Genomic DNA, 14,993 nt, shown 5'->3' on the forward strand with positions numbered 1-14,993 from the left:
ATGTGAATGTAGGACAGCAATTGGTAGCTGACGGAGGTAATAACTTTGTTTGGGCGAAATCAGACGGCACAGTGACCTATGGCAGTACCCTAAGAATCACTTCAAAAGATATGGCAGGCACCTATACACTAAAAGAAGAATCGTGTACAGCTGTGGGGGCTAACACCCTTGATTTTGAGCTGAATATTTTTGAAGTAAAAGTAATTCCGAATATAGTAACGCCTAATGCTGATGGCGTAAACGACTATTGGGTAATACCTGATACGTATTGCCAACCTAATGTGCGCGTGACCATCTATAGTCAGGAAGGGAAAGAGGTGCTTTCGACTACTAATTATCAGAACAATTGGCCAGATAGCACTACTTATAAAGAATTAGGCAAACGCTCATTAGTGTTTATCTATGTGATAGAAGGAGGCAATGTGGAAAAACAGAAAGGAGTGATTACCTTATTAAAGTAAAAGAAACAGATGAAGATTATATCTAAAATAACAGTTCTTGTGTTTGTGCTTTGTACCCAATACCTTTTGGGGCAAAGTGACGGTAATTACTTGCCATACGAATTGCCAGGACATACAGCCGTAAAGTATAACACCTATCTGATGAACCCTGCTTTCCCGATTTTTGGCAAGAATGAATCGCAGATTACCTTCTTCCACCGAAACCAATGGATGGGCTTTAAAGAGGATAAATTTAATACTTTTGGGCTATCGTACGGAAAGAAATGGGGGGGTGATGCCGGCAAGAAAACTGTGGTAGATGACGGGAATAATATGGCGCACGGACTTATCTTTCAGCGTACCGCTTCTATCTTTGCCAACACAGGTGTATTAGGTAACTATGTGCACCAAGTGGAAATATCAGATGATAACTTTTTGAGATTGGGTATTAATGCGGTGTTTGCCCGCAGTAGCATAGATAAAAGCAAAGTGCGTGCGAATGTGAATGACCCTCTTATAGAGAATGCTAAGGCGGTAAATATTATCAATATACAACCAGGTTTTGATATTAATTTCAACGAAATGCACTTTGGTATTACTGCCGAAAACCTATTAGACTACGCTTTTTCGGCTGGAGAAATGGCAGTGCCTTTCAACGAAAAATCGCTTACTGCCCACGCGATGTATCGTCACGCATTAGATAGCAATAGCGATTTTTTAGAAGATGCTGTTTTGACCGTATTAGCTAAGGGGAAGAAGAGCAGTGATAACTTTCAGTTAGGCGGTCACGTGATGCTTGATGCTAAAATGGGTTGGGCTTATGCCGGCTATGACCAAAAGTATGGCGCTTTTGGAGGGCTGGGCTTTAATATAGCCAACCACGTGAGTATAGGGTTTGGCTATGAACAGAGCATAGCGGCTTATGTATCGGAATTGGGAGGTAGTTATGATATAGTACTTTCGTATCAGTTTGGTGGTAAACATCACATCAAACCGCCGAAGGTAACGCCTACACCACCTACACCGCCAGCACCAGTGGTAGAAAAACCTAAACCAGCTGTTGCCACTCCGACAGTAAGCGAAACTAAAACGCCTACTACGCCACCACCAGCACCAAAGAAACCTAAGTCAATTTCAGATCAACTAAAAGACCGTATGACTTTGGTAGAAGATAAGATTGCAGGAGCAGGTATCCCAGAAGGACACTATGTAGTGATAGGGGTATATCGGAATGCAGGAGGAGCTTATGATATGCTGAAGAAAGTACGCCAATTAGGCTTAAGTGTATTCTCATTTAAACACCCTGAAAACCAGATGACTTATCTATATGTAGAAAAACCATTTGCATCGAGAGGTGAAGCCGGAGAGGCGATGATAAACCTACTGCGCCGACCTGAGTTTAAAAACTCTAGGGTATGGGTGCTAAAAGTAGGACGATAACCATATATAAAAACGATGCTTTAGTGTACTAAGGCATCGTTTTTGCGCTATATTAAATAATTAACCACTAAATAAAAGAAGGATATGAAGAGGATGATTGCGAAAACTATCTTATGCCTTGTTATGGGGCTAGTGTATGGCATTGCCCAAGCACAGAAAAGTGCAGAAGTGCAAAGTGCTTTAGACCAACGAATGCGCCTGATAGAAGACAAGATTTCGAGCGAGCAGATAGCTGAGGGCTATTACATAATTGTAGGCGTGTACAGCCACTATAAAGGGGCTTGCACCAAGATGAAGCGTATTCAGCAGTTGGGGATTAAGGCAGCCGTTTTTACACACCCTGAAAACCAGATGAGTTATACCTACATAGAAAAGGCATTTGATACACGCGGTAGGGCAGGAGAGATGCTACTAAAATTGCTTAGGCTACCAGAGTTTTCAGAAGCAAAGCTATGGGTGCTGAAAGTAGGCAGTAAATTAGCTAAGTAGCAGAAGGACAGATGAATTAATAATAAAAGAGAATTAAGAAAAATGAAAATAAAGCTTGTAAGGATAATATTATGCTTGTGTTGTGCTTTGATGATGAGTGCTTGCGGAACAGCAAAAAAGCCAACGGGAGTGTATAAAACTGATGTGAGTGCGAGTTATTACCACGATAAGTTCAACGGGCGAAAGACTGCCAGCGGAGCGATATTTAGCAATAATAAACTCACTACAGCTCACCCCTCTTTGCCCTTTGGCACTCAGCTAAAAGTGACGAATAGGGCTAACGGCAAATCGGTAATAGTAACCGTAACTGATAGAGGCCCTTTTACTAAAGGGCGTGAGCTCGACCTTACCAAACGCGCCTTTATGGGTATCACCGATAATAAGAACAAAGGCGTATTGCAAGTAGATATAGAAATTGTAAAACAATAACAAATGATAACTTCAACAACCAAGATTCTTTACCTACACGGGCTTGATAGTACCCTGCAAGACGACCGCCGAGCGGTGCTGGCTCCCTATGGAGAGATTGTTGCCCCTGTGCTCGATTATCGCAATACTCCCGACCTTTTTTCAACATTGGTTAGGGATTATGCCGATGTAACGGCTATTATAGGGTCGAGTGCTGGTGGATTAGTGGCTTACTATCTGGCACAGGCGTTGCTAAAACCGTGTTTGCTCTTCAATCCAGCTTTCACCTATAAAAACGAACTGCCGGCTACGGTGCAGTCCAATCCTTATTACGCTGCTTATACTCAGATAGTTATAGGATTGCAAGACACTGTGATAGACCCTTGGCAGTCGTTAGCAGAACTAAAAGGACAGCTTAAAACCCGTCAGCCAGCCGAAATACACCTTATCAACACTATGGCGCATAGCTATCCGATAGGGATTTTTGAAAAAGAAGTAGCTTATTTTATGCAAAAGATTGATGATTAATAATTTATAATTAATAAAGATGTATCCATTAAGAAGAAACCGCCGTTTGCGCCAGAATGAAGCTGTGCGCAGTCTTGTAAGAGAAACTATAATTACTCCAGATGATTTTATGGTGCCCCTATTTGTAGTAGAAGGTAAAGGAGTAAAAGAAGAAATAGCTTCGATGCCAGGTTATTACCGCTATAGCCTTGACCTATTGGCAGTGGAAGTGAAAGAACTTTGGAACTTAGGGTTGAAAGCAGTACTTCTATTTGTAAAAGTACCTGATGACTTAAAAGACAATAGAGGAACAGAAGCCTCTAACCCTAAAGGACTGATGCAGCGCGCTATACAAGCCGTTAAGAACGCTGTGCCTGAAATGTTGGTGATGACTGACGTGGCTCTTGACCCTTATTCTGTTTATGGTCACGATGGTATCGTAGAAAAAGGACAGATAATAAATGACCCTACGGTAGAAGCCCTCTGTGGTATGGCACTTTCGCACGCTGAAGCAGGTGCTGACTTTGTAGCCCCCAGCGATATGATGGACGGACGCATAGAGGCGATACGCGAGACCTTAGAAGACAATAACTTTCAGAATGTAGGGATAATGTCGTACAGCGCTAAGTACGCTTCGGCTTTTTATGGTCCTTTCCGCGATGCACTCGATAGTGCTCCTGTAGACCAAAACGATATTCCTAAGGATAAGAAAACCTATCAAATGGATTATCACAACCGTTTGGAAGCCCTACGCGAAACCCGTATGGACATAGAAGAAGGGGCTGACATTGTGATGGTGAAACCAGGGCTTTGCTATTTAGACATCGTGCGCGAAGTGAAGAATATGAGCGAGGTGCCGGTAGCAGTTTACCAAGTATCAGGCGAGTATGCTATGCTGAAAGCAGCTGCAGCTAATGGTTGGCTTGACCACGATGCGGTAATGTTAGAGCAGGTAGTGAGCATAAAACGCGCTGGTGCAGACATTATTGCGAGCTATTTTGCTAAAGAAGTAGCTAAAATTATTAACAGATAACACTATACTATGAAAAAAACACTATACACACTCTCAGCTATAGCTTTTTTGGCAGTAGGCTGTGGCGGAGGCACTAACAATAATAACTCTGCTAATGATAATGCGAATGAAACTGTAAATACAGCCAATACTACAGAAGTACCTAAAGAGGCTTCAGCAAAACCTACTGAATATCCTAACTGGCAGACAAACAAAGGAATAGGGAAAGTGAAGACTATCACTCCCCCTTTAGCCGACACTCCTGATGCCGCTATGGCAGCCAAAGGAGAGGCTACGTTTAACCAATATTGTATGGCTTGTCACCGTCCTACTAAACGACTTATAGGGCCAGCAATGGCAGGGCTAACCGATTATCGCACTCCTGAATGGTTGATGAATATGATACTGAATCCGGAGCAGATGATAAAAGAAGACCCTATCGCCAAAGCGCAGTTAGAAGAGTACGGCAGCATAATGCTAAACCAGCATTTAACTGAGCAACAAGCCAGAGAAGTGTTGGAATATTTGCGAACCATAAAGTAATTTGCTTATTAAGATTATTTTTTGTACCTTTGTAGCTTGAAAAATATAATAATATTTTAAATATATAAGATATATGAGAACCATAGACAATTTTAATTTCGCAGGCAAAAAAGCCCTTATTCGTGTGGACTTCAACGTGCCTTTAGATGAAAACTTCAAAGTAACCGACAATACCCGTATTGAGGCTGCTAAACCTACTATCAGCAAAATCTTGAATGATGGCGGTACTGTAGTGCTAATGAGCCACTTAGGTCGTCCTAAAGGAGAGCGCAACGATAAGTATTCTTTGCGTCACATCGTAGGTGAAGTAGAGAAAGTATTGGGCAAGAAAGTGATTTTCGTAGAAGATTGCGTAGGCGAAGTAGCTGAGAAAGCCGTAGCCGCAGCTCCTGCAGGTAGCGTAATATTATTAGAAAACCTACGTTATCACAAAGAAGAAGAAAAAGGTGATGAAGGTTTCTCTAAAGAGTTGGCTAAGCTTGGCGATATTTATGTGAACGATGCTTTTGGTACGGCTCACCGCGCTCACGCTTCTACAACTATTGTAGCAAAATTCTTCCCAGAACGCAAATGCTTTGGTTATCTTCTCGCTAAAGAGATTGAAAGTATCGACAAAGTGATGAAATCAGGTGAAAAACCTGTAACTGCTATCTTAGGAGGCTCTAAAGTATCATCTAAAATCACTATTATTGAAAATATTTTAGATAAAGTGAACCACCTTATCATCGGTGGAGGTATGGCTTATACTTTCATTAAAGCACAAGGCGGTAAGATAGGTAATTCTATCTGCGAAGACGATAAACAAGAACTCGCTCTTGATATTTTGGCTAAAGCAAAAGCTAAAGGGGTAGAAGTACACCTACCTATAGATGTGGTAGCAGCTGATGCTTTCGACAACAATGCTAAAACCCAAGTAGTACCAGTAAATGCTGTACCTGATGGATGGGAAGGTCTTGATGCAGGGCCTAAAACCCTTGAAAATATCAAACAAGTACTTCTAAAATCTAAAACTATTCTTTGGAATGGGCCTGTAGGAGTATTTGAGTTGCCTACTTTTGCTAAAGGAACTATAGAAGTAGGTAATTTTGTAGCTGAAGCTACTAAAAACGGAGCTTTCTCGCTTGTAGGAGGAGGTGATTCAGTAGCAGCAGTGAAACAATTTGGCTTTGAAAATAAGGTAAGCTATGTATCTACCGGTGGTGGTGCAATGCTCGAAAGCCTTGAAGGTTTAGTATTACCAGGTATTCAAGCTATTAACGAATAAAAACGATACTACTTTTGAAAGTAGCTATCAAACATATAACAGAACAACAATTCTCCACCGCACCAGTGCGAGTGGAGAATTATTGTATTTATATGTTGCAAGGGGAAGGCGATTTTGTGGTAGATGGCACTCCTTATTCTTACAAAGGTAATACGCTGCTTTTTCTTACGCCTTTTCAGTATTTTCAGTGGGTAGCCGCTAGCAATAGAGAGGCAGTGCTATTGCAGTTTCACGGCGATTTTTACTGTATAGAATACCACAAAAAAGAAGTAGCCTGCAATGGGTTGCTCTTCAATGCGCTATTCTTGCAGCCCCATATAACTGTTAGTGAGGGTGTTTATGCTGAAATACAGACGCTTTTTGCGCGTATAGAGGCTGAAGTGGCTAGTCTCTCTCCTTATTCTGAAGCCGTATTGCGCTCTTATCTACAGCTTATCTTAGCGCTCTCGAGCAAAGCCAAAGGCGAACAGATAGAAGATGTTCCTACTGAGGCAGACCACCGTTTAGCAACAGACTTTCAACAATTGCTAGAAACGCATTTTATAGACCAGCGCGAACTACCTTTTTATGCAGAAGCACTGCACCTCACTCCAGATAGTTTCAGCAAGAAAATAAAAAAGCAACTTGGTAAGACGCCTACTCAGTTGCTACAAGAACGTTTGGTGCTTGAAGCCAAAAAACAGTTGCACCTCACCTATAAATCTATTAAAGAGGTAGCTTTCTACCTTAATTTTGACGATCCTTTCTACTTCAGCAGATTCTTCAAAAAACACGTAGGAGTATCGCCTAAAAGCTTCCGCGAACACGTAGGAATTTCAATCGTGGCAGAAAAGTCTATGTAATGGACTTTTTTATCCATTCTTATCTACTTAAATTGTTGTACCTTTGCCCCCGAAATAAGTAATTTAAAAAACAGTAATTATTATGCAAAAGTTATTATCATTTTTAGCAGGTAGCGAACGTTGTTTTGTAAACTATATTAGAGTCGCTATCTTTATTGTAATGGCGTGGATTGGCGGATTGAAAGTATGCCAATACGAAGCTGATGGTATCGTACCATTTGTAACTAATAGCCCTTTTATGAGCTTTTTCTATGCTAACTCTGGCAAAACTGCCATAGACGAAAACGGCGTAACAGGCGAAGCTAACAAAGGTAAAGAAGTAGCTCAATACAAGCTGCACAAAAACCCTGAAGGTAAGATGGTGAAAGCCAATATAGAGTGGCACAAAGAAAACGGTACTTATGTTTTTTCTTACGGTTTAGGAACTTTTATCTGCCTTATTGGGTTACTTACTCTATTAGGTATCTGGTCACCTAAGATTGGTGTGATAGGAGGTTTGCTTACCTTTGGTATGAGCATTGTTACTCTTTCATTCCTTATCACTACACCTGAAGTGTACGTACCTAATTTAGGTGGAGATATGCCTACACCAGCTTATGGTTTCCCTTACTTATCAGGGGCTGGGCGTTTGGTATTAAAAGACGTTATTATGTCGGCAGGAGGACTTATAGCAGCTTCTGAAGCAGCTCGTCGCTTGCTTAAAAAACAAGAAAAATAAGATTTATAACGCCATAAAAAAATAGGCTGCCTATAAAGGTAGCCTATTTTTTTATATTATTTATTGTAGTTTGATTGTACTTCTTTGAGGTTCAGAGGTCGCTTCTTGCGTGCTTGCTGTTTTTGGTACTCGTCAAACTGCATCATTAGGTTATTATTTGCTCTGATAAGCGCATTGGTCTCTAATAAGATACTGAAGTAAAGCTTAGTAGTTTTCTGGCTTGTTTCAGTAGTGCGAATACGGTCTATCTGCTTTTGCACCATTTTAGACACCTCATCTTTCAGATTACGACAATCGGCTAAGATAGTGTGCAACTTAGAATAGTCTTCCCCTTTAAATATTTCAGCCTCTGCCTTAAATACCTCTTCCATCTTGTCTGATATACTCTTCAGGTCGCGGAGCTGATTAAACTTCAGATTCTTATGATTGTTGTTAACGTGTTCATAACTATTTAGTGTGATAGCCGTCATACATTGTGCCATATCTTGCAAGTAATCTAAGATAAGAATGTAAAATTTGCTCGAAGCTACTGAACTTTCTGTCAGGGACTTGATAAAGTAGTATACATTCCCTTTCATCTCATCTAACTCTTTCTCTAATTTCTTAGCGTTCTTCTTGTTCTTTGTTAGCTTGCTAAGGTCTTGTGTGCTAAGATTTTTCACCACTTTACTATATAGTTGGTCTATGCGGGAAATAGTGTCTGAAACATAAGTAGAACTTTCTTTAATAACGCCGCCTATGGTAGCTAAGTCAGCGCGGTGGAAGTGTCGTCCTTGCGACTGGGCACGCTGTTTGTTTCGGTAGGCTATTGCGTTGCGTATCAACAAGAAGCCTACTACAAAAATCATCACAATAAGTCCTATAACGCTGCCGTAGTACAATATACCTGCTACGATAAAGGCTCCTATGCAAGCCACTATAGCTGTTAAAAACCAGCCGCCTACTACGTTTAGTACCCCAGCAACCCTATATACGGCACTATCGCGACCCCAAGCTCTATCGGCTAATGAAGACCCCATCGCCACCATAAAGGTAACGTAGGTAGTAGAAAGAGGTTGCTTTAGCGAAGTACCAATCGCTATTAAGCTACTCGATACCACCAAGTTAATCGCAGCCCTTACCAAGTCGAATGCTGGTAGGTCTTCTTCTTTTATATTGGGATTAGGGGCAGGCTTTTCAAAACGCTTATCTATCTTTCGGCTTATGCTCTTAGGGGTTATAAACTCTATAAAGTTAGCAGTTCCTACTGTGATGCGCACCAGAAAACGAGATAAAAAGTTAGCCGAAAACTGCTCAGCTCCTTCGCTCTGACGTGAGAGATTTACCCCTGTTTGTATTACGTGGTGGGCTTTCTTTGAGAACCAAAGCGTCAGAATCATTATAGAGCCTGTTAAAAGCAAAATAGCTGTGGGGGTACTCATCTGTCCGCTGCCTAATGCTGTCATCTCCAAAGCATTATGGGCTACCCCGCTATTGTGCCATATATCATACGACTGATAAGCGGCGACAGGCACCCCTATAAAGTTCACCAAGTCGTTGCCTGCAAATGCCATCGAAAGGGCAAACGTACCGCTGAGGATGATAATTCTAAATATATTTACGCCCATACGTATAAGAATGTGCGAGAGTATGCTATAGAATACTAAGCAACCTATTAGCAGCATTCCTATATTGTCATTCATCCACTCTATGGCTGTTTTAGGGATAAAAGTAACGTCTTTAAGTCCTTTGAAAATAATAAAATAAGAAAGGGCAGTAAGCGAAAAACCTCCGAATACGCCTCCTATATATTTGATACTTTTCTCATAGCGGAACGAAAATACCAAACGTGCAAAATACTGCACGATAGCCCCCACCACAAAGGCAATCGCTACCGAAACGAAGATACCTAAAATGATTTTTCTTGCTTCAGTAGTATTGATATAGTTATAAATATCGCTTAAAGGCTGATCTGCCTGTAGGGTTTTGATAAAAGCCACGCACATAGCCGCTCCTAAAAGCTCAAATACGATAGAAACAGTGGTAGAAGTGGGCAGCCCAATGGTATTGAAAAGGTCAAGCAGCAGTATATCAGCCAAAATGACCGACATAAAGATAACCATTACCTCATCAAAGTAGAATTGAGAGGGGTTGAATATCCCTTTCCGAGCAATTTCCATCATTCCACTCGAGAAAATAGCCCCTATGGCTACCCCTACACTAGCTACTATCATAATAGTGCGTAGGGTTGCTACTTTCGAACCCACAGCCGAGTTTAAGAAATTTCCTGCGTCATTGCTTACCCCTACCGTCAAATCGATGATAGCAAGTACTGCAAAGACAAAAAGCATAAAAATATATACTTGTTCCATATAAAATGTTTAATTTAGCTATTTCATTTATTCATCATTCTCCTTGATGAATATTCTTACTGTTTCTATTCTGGTTTGCGAACAAGCCTCTATCAAAAACACAAAAGGCGGCAGACTTATCGTTTCTCCTTGTGTAGGTATCTCTTCAGTATGCAAAACAATAAGTCCTGATAGCGTTTCGTACTCTTCGCTCTCAGGCAAGTTCAAGTGATAAGTTTCGTTGATGTAATCTACCTCTAATCGCGCTGAAAATAGGTATTCATCATCTGATATTTTTTCTTCTATAAATTTATCTTTGTCGTGTTCGTCTTCTATTTCGCCAAATAGCTCTTCAACTATATCTTCTAAGGTAACGATGCCTGAAGTACCACCATACTCGTCCAATACCACCGCCATACTCTTGCGCTTGCGCATTAGCAGGTTGAGGACTTCATTTATCTGTATCGTCTCCGGAATCGTTACTACAGGTATAAGCACTTCTTTGATAGTTTTAGGTTTTTTAAACATATCAAAAGAATGCACATATCCTACTATATCGTCTATATTCTCATTGTAAATCAATATTTTAGAGAATCCAGATGAAACAAAAGTAGCTATTAGGTTCTCAATAGTTTCATTTAGGTCTACCGCTACTATCTCCGTGCGCGGTATCATAATCTCGCGTGCTTTTACTCCAGAAAACTCCAGCGCATTCTGAAACATCTGTACTTCAGCATCAACCTCTTCTTTTTTGGGGGCATTACCCATTTGCTCTGAGATGTAATCTACTAACTCTACTTTGGTAAATGAAAGCGGCACATAATCGCCTTTGGTTTTAAAAAACACCCGCAGTACGAAGTCTGAAATCCATATAATAAAACTCGAAAAAGGATAAAAGAGGAGATAAAAAAAGTAAGCAGGTATCGCAAAAAGTTTTAGCAATTGGTTAGCGTAGATTTGAAAGAAAACTTTAGGCATAAACTCTGCCGTGATAAGGATAATCAGAGTAGAAATAATGGTATGCCACAGTACATTCTGAAAAAAAGGAGGAAGAAGTAGCGTCATCACCTTACCCATTTCAAAACCATATACTACTAAGGCTACATTATTGCCTACAAGCATAGTAGCCAGCAGTTTAGATGGGCGATAAGTCAGTCGCGTAAGTATATTCGCTATCAGCCCCTCTTGCTTCTTTAGGATTTCGATGTGCACTTTGTTAGAAGATACGTACGCAATCTCAAACCCTGAAAAAAAAGCCGACAGCACAAGGGTAGTCAGTATTATAACTATGGATATTGGTTCAATCATATATTTAAATAAAAGGCAGCAGTAGCTACCATTGCCTTTTATAGGTTTGCATTATTTAGTAGCTTTAGCTTTTACTACTAACTCTATATCGTCATTGATAAACTTATCTTTAAGGTCATCAAAAACCGATTTAGAACCGTAGTTTACTCCGAAATCTACACGGTTAATTTTAAAAGGCTCAGAGCTAATTTCCACTGCGTTATCGCTAACAGCTACAGTGGCAGGGAAAGAAATCTCTTTAGTTTTACCTTTGATAGTAAGGTCGCCTGTAAGGTTTTTGCCGTCAAAACTTTTGAAGACAAAAGAAGCGGTAGGATACTCTTTTATGTTGAAAAAGTGGTCTACTTTCTCAGGGTCAGTGCCTTTTAGGTGCGCTTCAAGAGCTTCTTTGCCATCGCCAGCTTTCAGGTCAAGTACGGTGATAGTACCCATATCAAGTACAAATTCAGCTTTAGTGATAGCGCCGTTTTCAACGTTTACACCACCAGAAGTTACATTCACAGTACCGTGATGTTTACCTGCTGGCTTAGAGCCTACCCATTCTACTACCGAGGTAGGGTCTACTGTATAAGCATAAGCAACTTGAGCTTCAGGAGTTTCTACTACAGCTTGTTCAGTAGTGGCCGAAGCGGTATCAGCTCCTTGCTGAGAGTTAGTATTCTCACAGCCTACCAAAGCGATACTTGCTATCATAGCCATACTAAGTACGATTTTTTTCATAAATGAAAATATTATTAAGTTTATTATGCGGCAAAGGTACAAAATAATTATTAATTGACAATTAGCAATTAATAAAAAAAGACCCTCCTTTGTTAAGGAGAGCCTTTTTTCACAATGCATATAAATACTACTACTAACTCCAAAATTAATACTTTAGTTCTAATAAATGATTTTTAGTAATTTAATTTTTTTCAATACTTTGTTTTAATAAAATGAATATAATGATGATAGGATTTGTTTAAGTATTTTCCAAAAATAAATGTTTTAATGAATGTAATTTAATTTTTATCTAACAATGTTTCTTATAGCAATTTCAGTAATTTTGTTTAATTCAGTTTTTCAATATTAGTTTATCATTTATTATATTTAAAATGCACTACTGTAACCCAACTAACATCCCGTCTGCCAGTTACGCTATCTATATAGAAAATAGCGTGCCAAACTCGTAATCTTTTATATAAATATTTGTAAAAGACTCATTATCAGTATAAAATAAAAATTCTTTTATCTCAAATTTTTATGCTTAATCCGTTCTATTTGTATAGTAGATATACAGCTGATTGTATAGCTAACACCTCTTATACACGCTAAAATAAAACAGGCAGCGAGCCGAAAGCTTCACTGCCTGTATGATTATTAGAAAAAAGATTATTAAAACTTATAGCCTATTTTGATACCTAAGTTAGGTTCGATAGCCCAGAATTTGCCATCGTCATTTACTCCTTTATCAAAGTTGCGTGCTATGTTAGCATATGGTGCGATGATAAAAGTATCGTTGTAATTCCACTGATAACCAGCCCCTATACCCAATATAAAGCTGTTAAGACTTGTTTTGGTGCCATCTTCGTATTTGAAATGACCAAAACGTTGTTTGATAAAAGGGTTAATGTACGGACCAGAGTTGCCGTCTAAATCGAAGTAGTAGTTATATCCTACTTTGATACTTGTAGCATTAAATTTTTCCCCTTCTTTACGAGTAAAGAAAGAGAAACGGTCATTGATAAAAATCTCACCTTCTATCGATTGGTTAAAGGCGATATAGTGTTCGTATCCTAACTCTACAGAAGATAACCATATAACATTCAAGATATTAAGATTTACTTCGTGTTTAGGAAAATCGTCTTGTGCGAATGTTTTACCAGTGAAAAACAATAGCACTGCTGCTAAAATAATTCTTTTCATTGTTCTTTCTTAAATTAAAAAATAATGGCAAAGATACAACTAATTTGTTAATTAGCAAATTTGTGGTGACTAAATAGCAAAAAGTCCAGCATCACGCCGGACTTTTTTATTTAAAACTAACTAATTCACAATTTGAAGGAGTAGGTAACAACTATAAAAAACACTAAAAAAAGAAATACCCCCCAAACGATGAACTGCAAACGAAATATAAAAACACTGCTATAATGTTTCTGTTTAAATACGGGGCAAAGATATATATTATTTTGATATATTCAAAATAATATATAGAATAATTTTAAACAATATATCTAATTACTTCATTTTCAGTCTTTAGTATTTTCTTCTTTGTCTATCCAACTAGCGTATTTAGGGTAGTTAGTGGCGGTACGGCGTATGAGGGCTTTCTGCGCCTCGGTCGTATCTTTTAGCTTTTTGGCAGGTATCCCAGCATACAGACTGCCTCGCTCTATATGAGTGTTGGGGGGCACTACAGCGCCCGCTGCTATAATACTGTCGCTTTCTACCACACAGCCGTCCATCACTATGCTGCCCATTCCTATCAGTACATTGTCTTCTATGGTGCAGCCGTGTACTATAGCATTATGCCCTATAGATACATTGTTACCTATAGTAGTAGGGTGTGTTTGGTAGGTAGCGTGGATAACGACTCCGTCCTGAATATTAGTATTGTTGCCTATGCGAATGCTATTAACGTCGCCACGCACTACAGCGTTGTACCATACAGTGCAATGGTCGCCTAACTGTACATCGCCTGTGAGGGTGGCGTTTTCAGCAAAAAAGCAACCTTCCCCAAAGGTAGGTTGCTTCCCATTTACTTTCTTTAGTAACATTTTTTTAAATTTTGAATTATCTAACCACTAACAGCTAGCGACTAACGACTAACCACTAACGACTTCAGATTATCAATAATCTCTTGTAGTCCGTTAGTTTTTATCTCGAAAGTAGTAGCTAAAAGCATACCCAATTTGCCTTTCGGGAAGCCTTGAGTGCTAAACCACTCTAGATAATGAGAGGGCAAATCGGCTATCATAACACCCTTATATTTACCATAAGGCATCGGGGTAGTAATGATTTCTTTTAGAATATCAGGGTTCATTTAATTAGAAAATTATTGGCAAATAGGTTCGTTAAAAAATCCTTCAGGGAAGTGTACTTTTTTTAATATTTTATTTGCCCGTTCTAATTTTTTAGAGAAATATACTCGTGTATTATCCAAAATGGGAGTATCACTATAAGTTACTCTGATGTTGTATTTCTCTAAATACTCTTTTTCTTTGGCTCTTTTTTCTTCTGCTGTCATATCATTGGCGTTTTTTGCGATAAACTAAAAAACCTATATAATTACCATTTGGGTCAAAAGGTTCCATTATTTCTTCTGAAACTAAACCGTAGATATAAAAATCTTCTAAAGCTTGTTTTAAAAACCTTGTGATTCCTTTTCTATAAAGCCTATTTCTTGAAGGGGTACTACCTTCAGCATATATGTACGCATCCGGATTTTCATTTGTGAAAAGATAAACAGTTGCTACTACCGTAGCTAATACTTTTTCACTATCTCCATTATCAGATACGATAGTATCATCTAATAGTTCTCCCGTCTCAATATCTTTATCTCCAAAACCTAAGTTAAAAAAGCCTTTAGTTTCTGTCTCTTGAAAGATAACTACTTTATATATTTTTCCTTTTTTCCCTTCACTTATGAACTGATAAATATAAGGCGTTTCATCGTGAATGATATCATATTGTGGTAGGTTCATTGGTTCTTATAC

The 14,993-nt window shown here is 39.1% G+C and carries 18 protein-coding genes; 10 read left to right on the forward strand and 8 right to left on the reverse strand.

Annotated features, from left to right (window positions below; translation table 11 throughout):
• From HMPREF9074_RS04945 to HMPREF9074_RS04990, 10 genes are all read left to right on the forward strand, one after another.
• Positions 1–461 (forward strand): T9SS C-terminal target domain-containing protein (locus tag HMPREF9074_RS04945; protein WP_034539873.1); only part of this gene is annotated, 461 nt, incomplete at its 5' end.
• A gap of 9 nt (positions 462–470) precedes the next feature.
• Positions 471–1,880, forward strand: coding sequence for a PorP/SprF family type IX secretion system membrane protein (locus HMPREF9074_RS04950; protein WP_009392402.1), 1,410 nt, complete (start codon positions 471–473; stop codon positions 1,878–1,880).
• A gap of 84 nt (positions 1,881–1,964) precedes the next feature.
• Entirely contained in the window at positions 1,965–2,369 is a 405-nt protein-coding gene (locus tag HMPREF9074_RS04955; RefSeq protein ID WP_009392404.1) for a hypothetical protein, read from the forward strand.
• Between the two features lie 42 nt (positions 2,370–2,411).
• Positions 2,412–2,798: a septal ring lytic transglycosylase RlpA family protein gene (locus HMPREF9074_RS04960; RefSeq protein WP_034539878.1), complete on the forward strand. Its 387-nt coding sequence runs from the start codon at positions 2,412–2,414 to the stop codon at positions 2,796–2,798.
• A 3-nt stretch (positions 2,799–2,801) separates the two neighbouring features.
• The gene (locus HMPREF9074_RS04965; RefSeq protein WP_009392406.1) at positions 2,802–3,305 is read left to right on the forward strand and encodes a YqiA/YcfP family alpha/beta fold hydrolase; all 504 of its coding nucleotides are present in this window, start codon (positions 2,802–2,804) and stop codon (positions 3,303–3,305) included.
• 19 nt (positions 3,306–3,324) lie between these two features.
• Positions 3,325–4,317 (forward strand): porphobilinogen synthase, encoded by a 993-nt coding sequence (gene hemB / locus HMPREF9074_RS04970; RefSeq protein ID WP_009392407.1) that lies wholly within the window; start codon positions 3,325–3,327, stop codon positions 4,315–4,317.
• Between the two features lie 9 nt (positions 4,318–4,326).
• Complete coding sequence (locus HMPREF9074_RS04975) at positions 4,327–4,839, forward strand: c-type cytochrome (protein WP_009392409.1); 513 nt, start codon at positions 4,327–4,329, stop codon at positions 4,837–4,839.
• A gap of 73 nt (positions 4,840–4,912) precedes the next feature.
• Entirely contained in the window at positions 4,913–6,103 is a 1,191-nt protein-coding gene (pgk, locus tag HMPREF9074_RS04980; RefSeq protein ID WP_009392411.1) for a phosphoglycerate kinase, read from the forward strand.
• 14 nt (positions 6,104–6,117) lie between these two features.
• Entirely contained in the window at positions 6,118–6,945 is an 828-nt protein-coding gene (locus tag HMPREF9074_RS04985) for a helix-turn-helix domain-containing protein (RefSeq protein ID WP_034539881.1), read from the forward strand.
• Positions 6,946–7,027: 82 nt separating this feature from the next.
• Entirely contained in the window at positions 7,028–7,663 is a 636-nt protein-coding gene (locus HMPREF9074_RS04990) for a DUF417 family protein (protein WP_009392421.1), read from the forward strand.
• 56 nt (positions 7,664–7,719) lie between these two features.
• On the opposite strand, the gene HMPREF9074_RS04995 is transcribed toward HMPREF9074_RS04990, so the two are convergent.
• The 8 genes from HMPREF9074_RS04995 to HMPREF9074_RS05030 form a co-directional block, all read right to left on the reverse strand.
• Entirely contained in the window at positions 7,720–10,014 is a 2,295-nt protein-coding gene (locus tag HMPREF9074_RS04995; protein ID WP_009392424.1) for an inorganic phosphate transporter, read from the reverse strand.
• Between the two features lie 27 nt (positions 10,015–10,041).
• Positions 10,042–11,301: a hemolysin family protein gene (locus HMPREF9074_RS05000; protein WP_009392426.1), complete on the reverse strand. Its 1,260-nt coding sequence runs from the start codon at positions 11,299–11,301 to the stop codon at positions 10,042–10,044.
• A gap of 51 nt (positions 11,302–11,352) precedes the next feature.
• Entirely contained in the window at positions 11,353–12,021 is a 669-nt protein-coding gene (locus tag HMPREF9074_RS05005; protein ID WP_034539883.1) for a YceI family protein, read from the reverse strand.
• A gap of 651 nt (positions 12,022–12,672) precedes the next feature.
• Positions 12,673–13,203: a hypothetical protein gene (locus tag HMPREF9074_RS05010; protein WP_009392429.1), complete on the reverse strand. Its 531-nt coding sequence runs from the start codon at positions 13,201–13,203 to the stop codon at positions 12,673–12,675.
• A gap of 323 nt (positions 13,204–13,526) precedes the next feature.
• A complete protein-coding gene (locus HMPREF9074_RS05015) occupies positions 13,527–14,054 on the reverse strand; it encodes a gamma carbonic anhydrase family protein (protein WP_009392430.1) in 528 nt (175 codons plus the stop codon).
• Between the two features lie 41 nt (positions 14,055–14,095).
• Positions 14,096–14,320, reverse strand: a complete 225-nt coding sequence (locus tag HMPREF9074_RS05020; RefSeq protein WP_009392431.1) for a DUF3820 family protein — start codon at positions 14,318–14,320, stop codon at positions 14,096–14,098.
• A gap of 12 nt (positions 14,321–14,332) precedes the next feature.
• Positions 14,333–14,524, reverse strand: coding sequence for a hypothetical protein (locus HMPREF9074_RS05025; protein WP_009392432.1), 192 nt, complete (start codon positions 14,522–14,524; stop codon positions 14,333–14,335).
• A gap of 1 nt (position 14,525) precedes the next feature.
• Positions 14,526–14,981, reverse strand: a complete 456-nt coding sequence (locus tag HMPREF9074_RS05030) for a DUF6934 family protein (RefSeq protein ID WP_009392438.1) — start codon at positions 14,979–14,981, stop codon at positions 14,526–14,528.
• Between the last annotated feature and the right edge of the window lie 12 nt (positions 14,982–14,993).

Origin of the sequence: Capnocytophaga sp. oral taxon 329 str. F0087, from assembly GCF_000213295.2 — a bacterium.
Lineage (GTDB): Bacteria > Bacteroidota > Bacteroidia > Flavobacteriales > Flavobacteriaceae > Capnocytophaga > Capnocytophaga leadbetteri_A.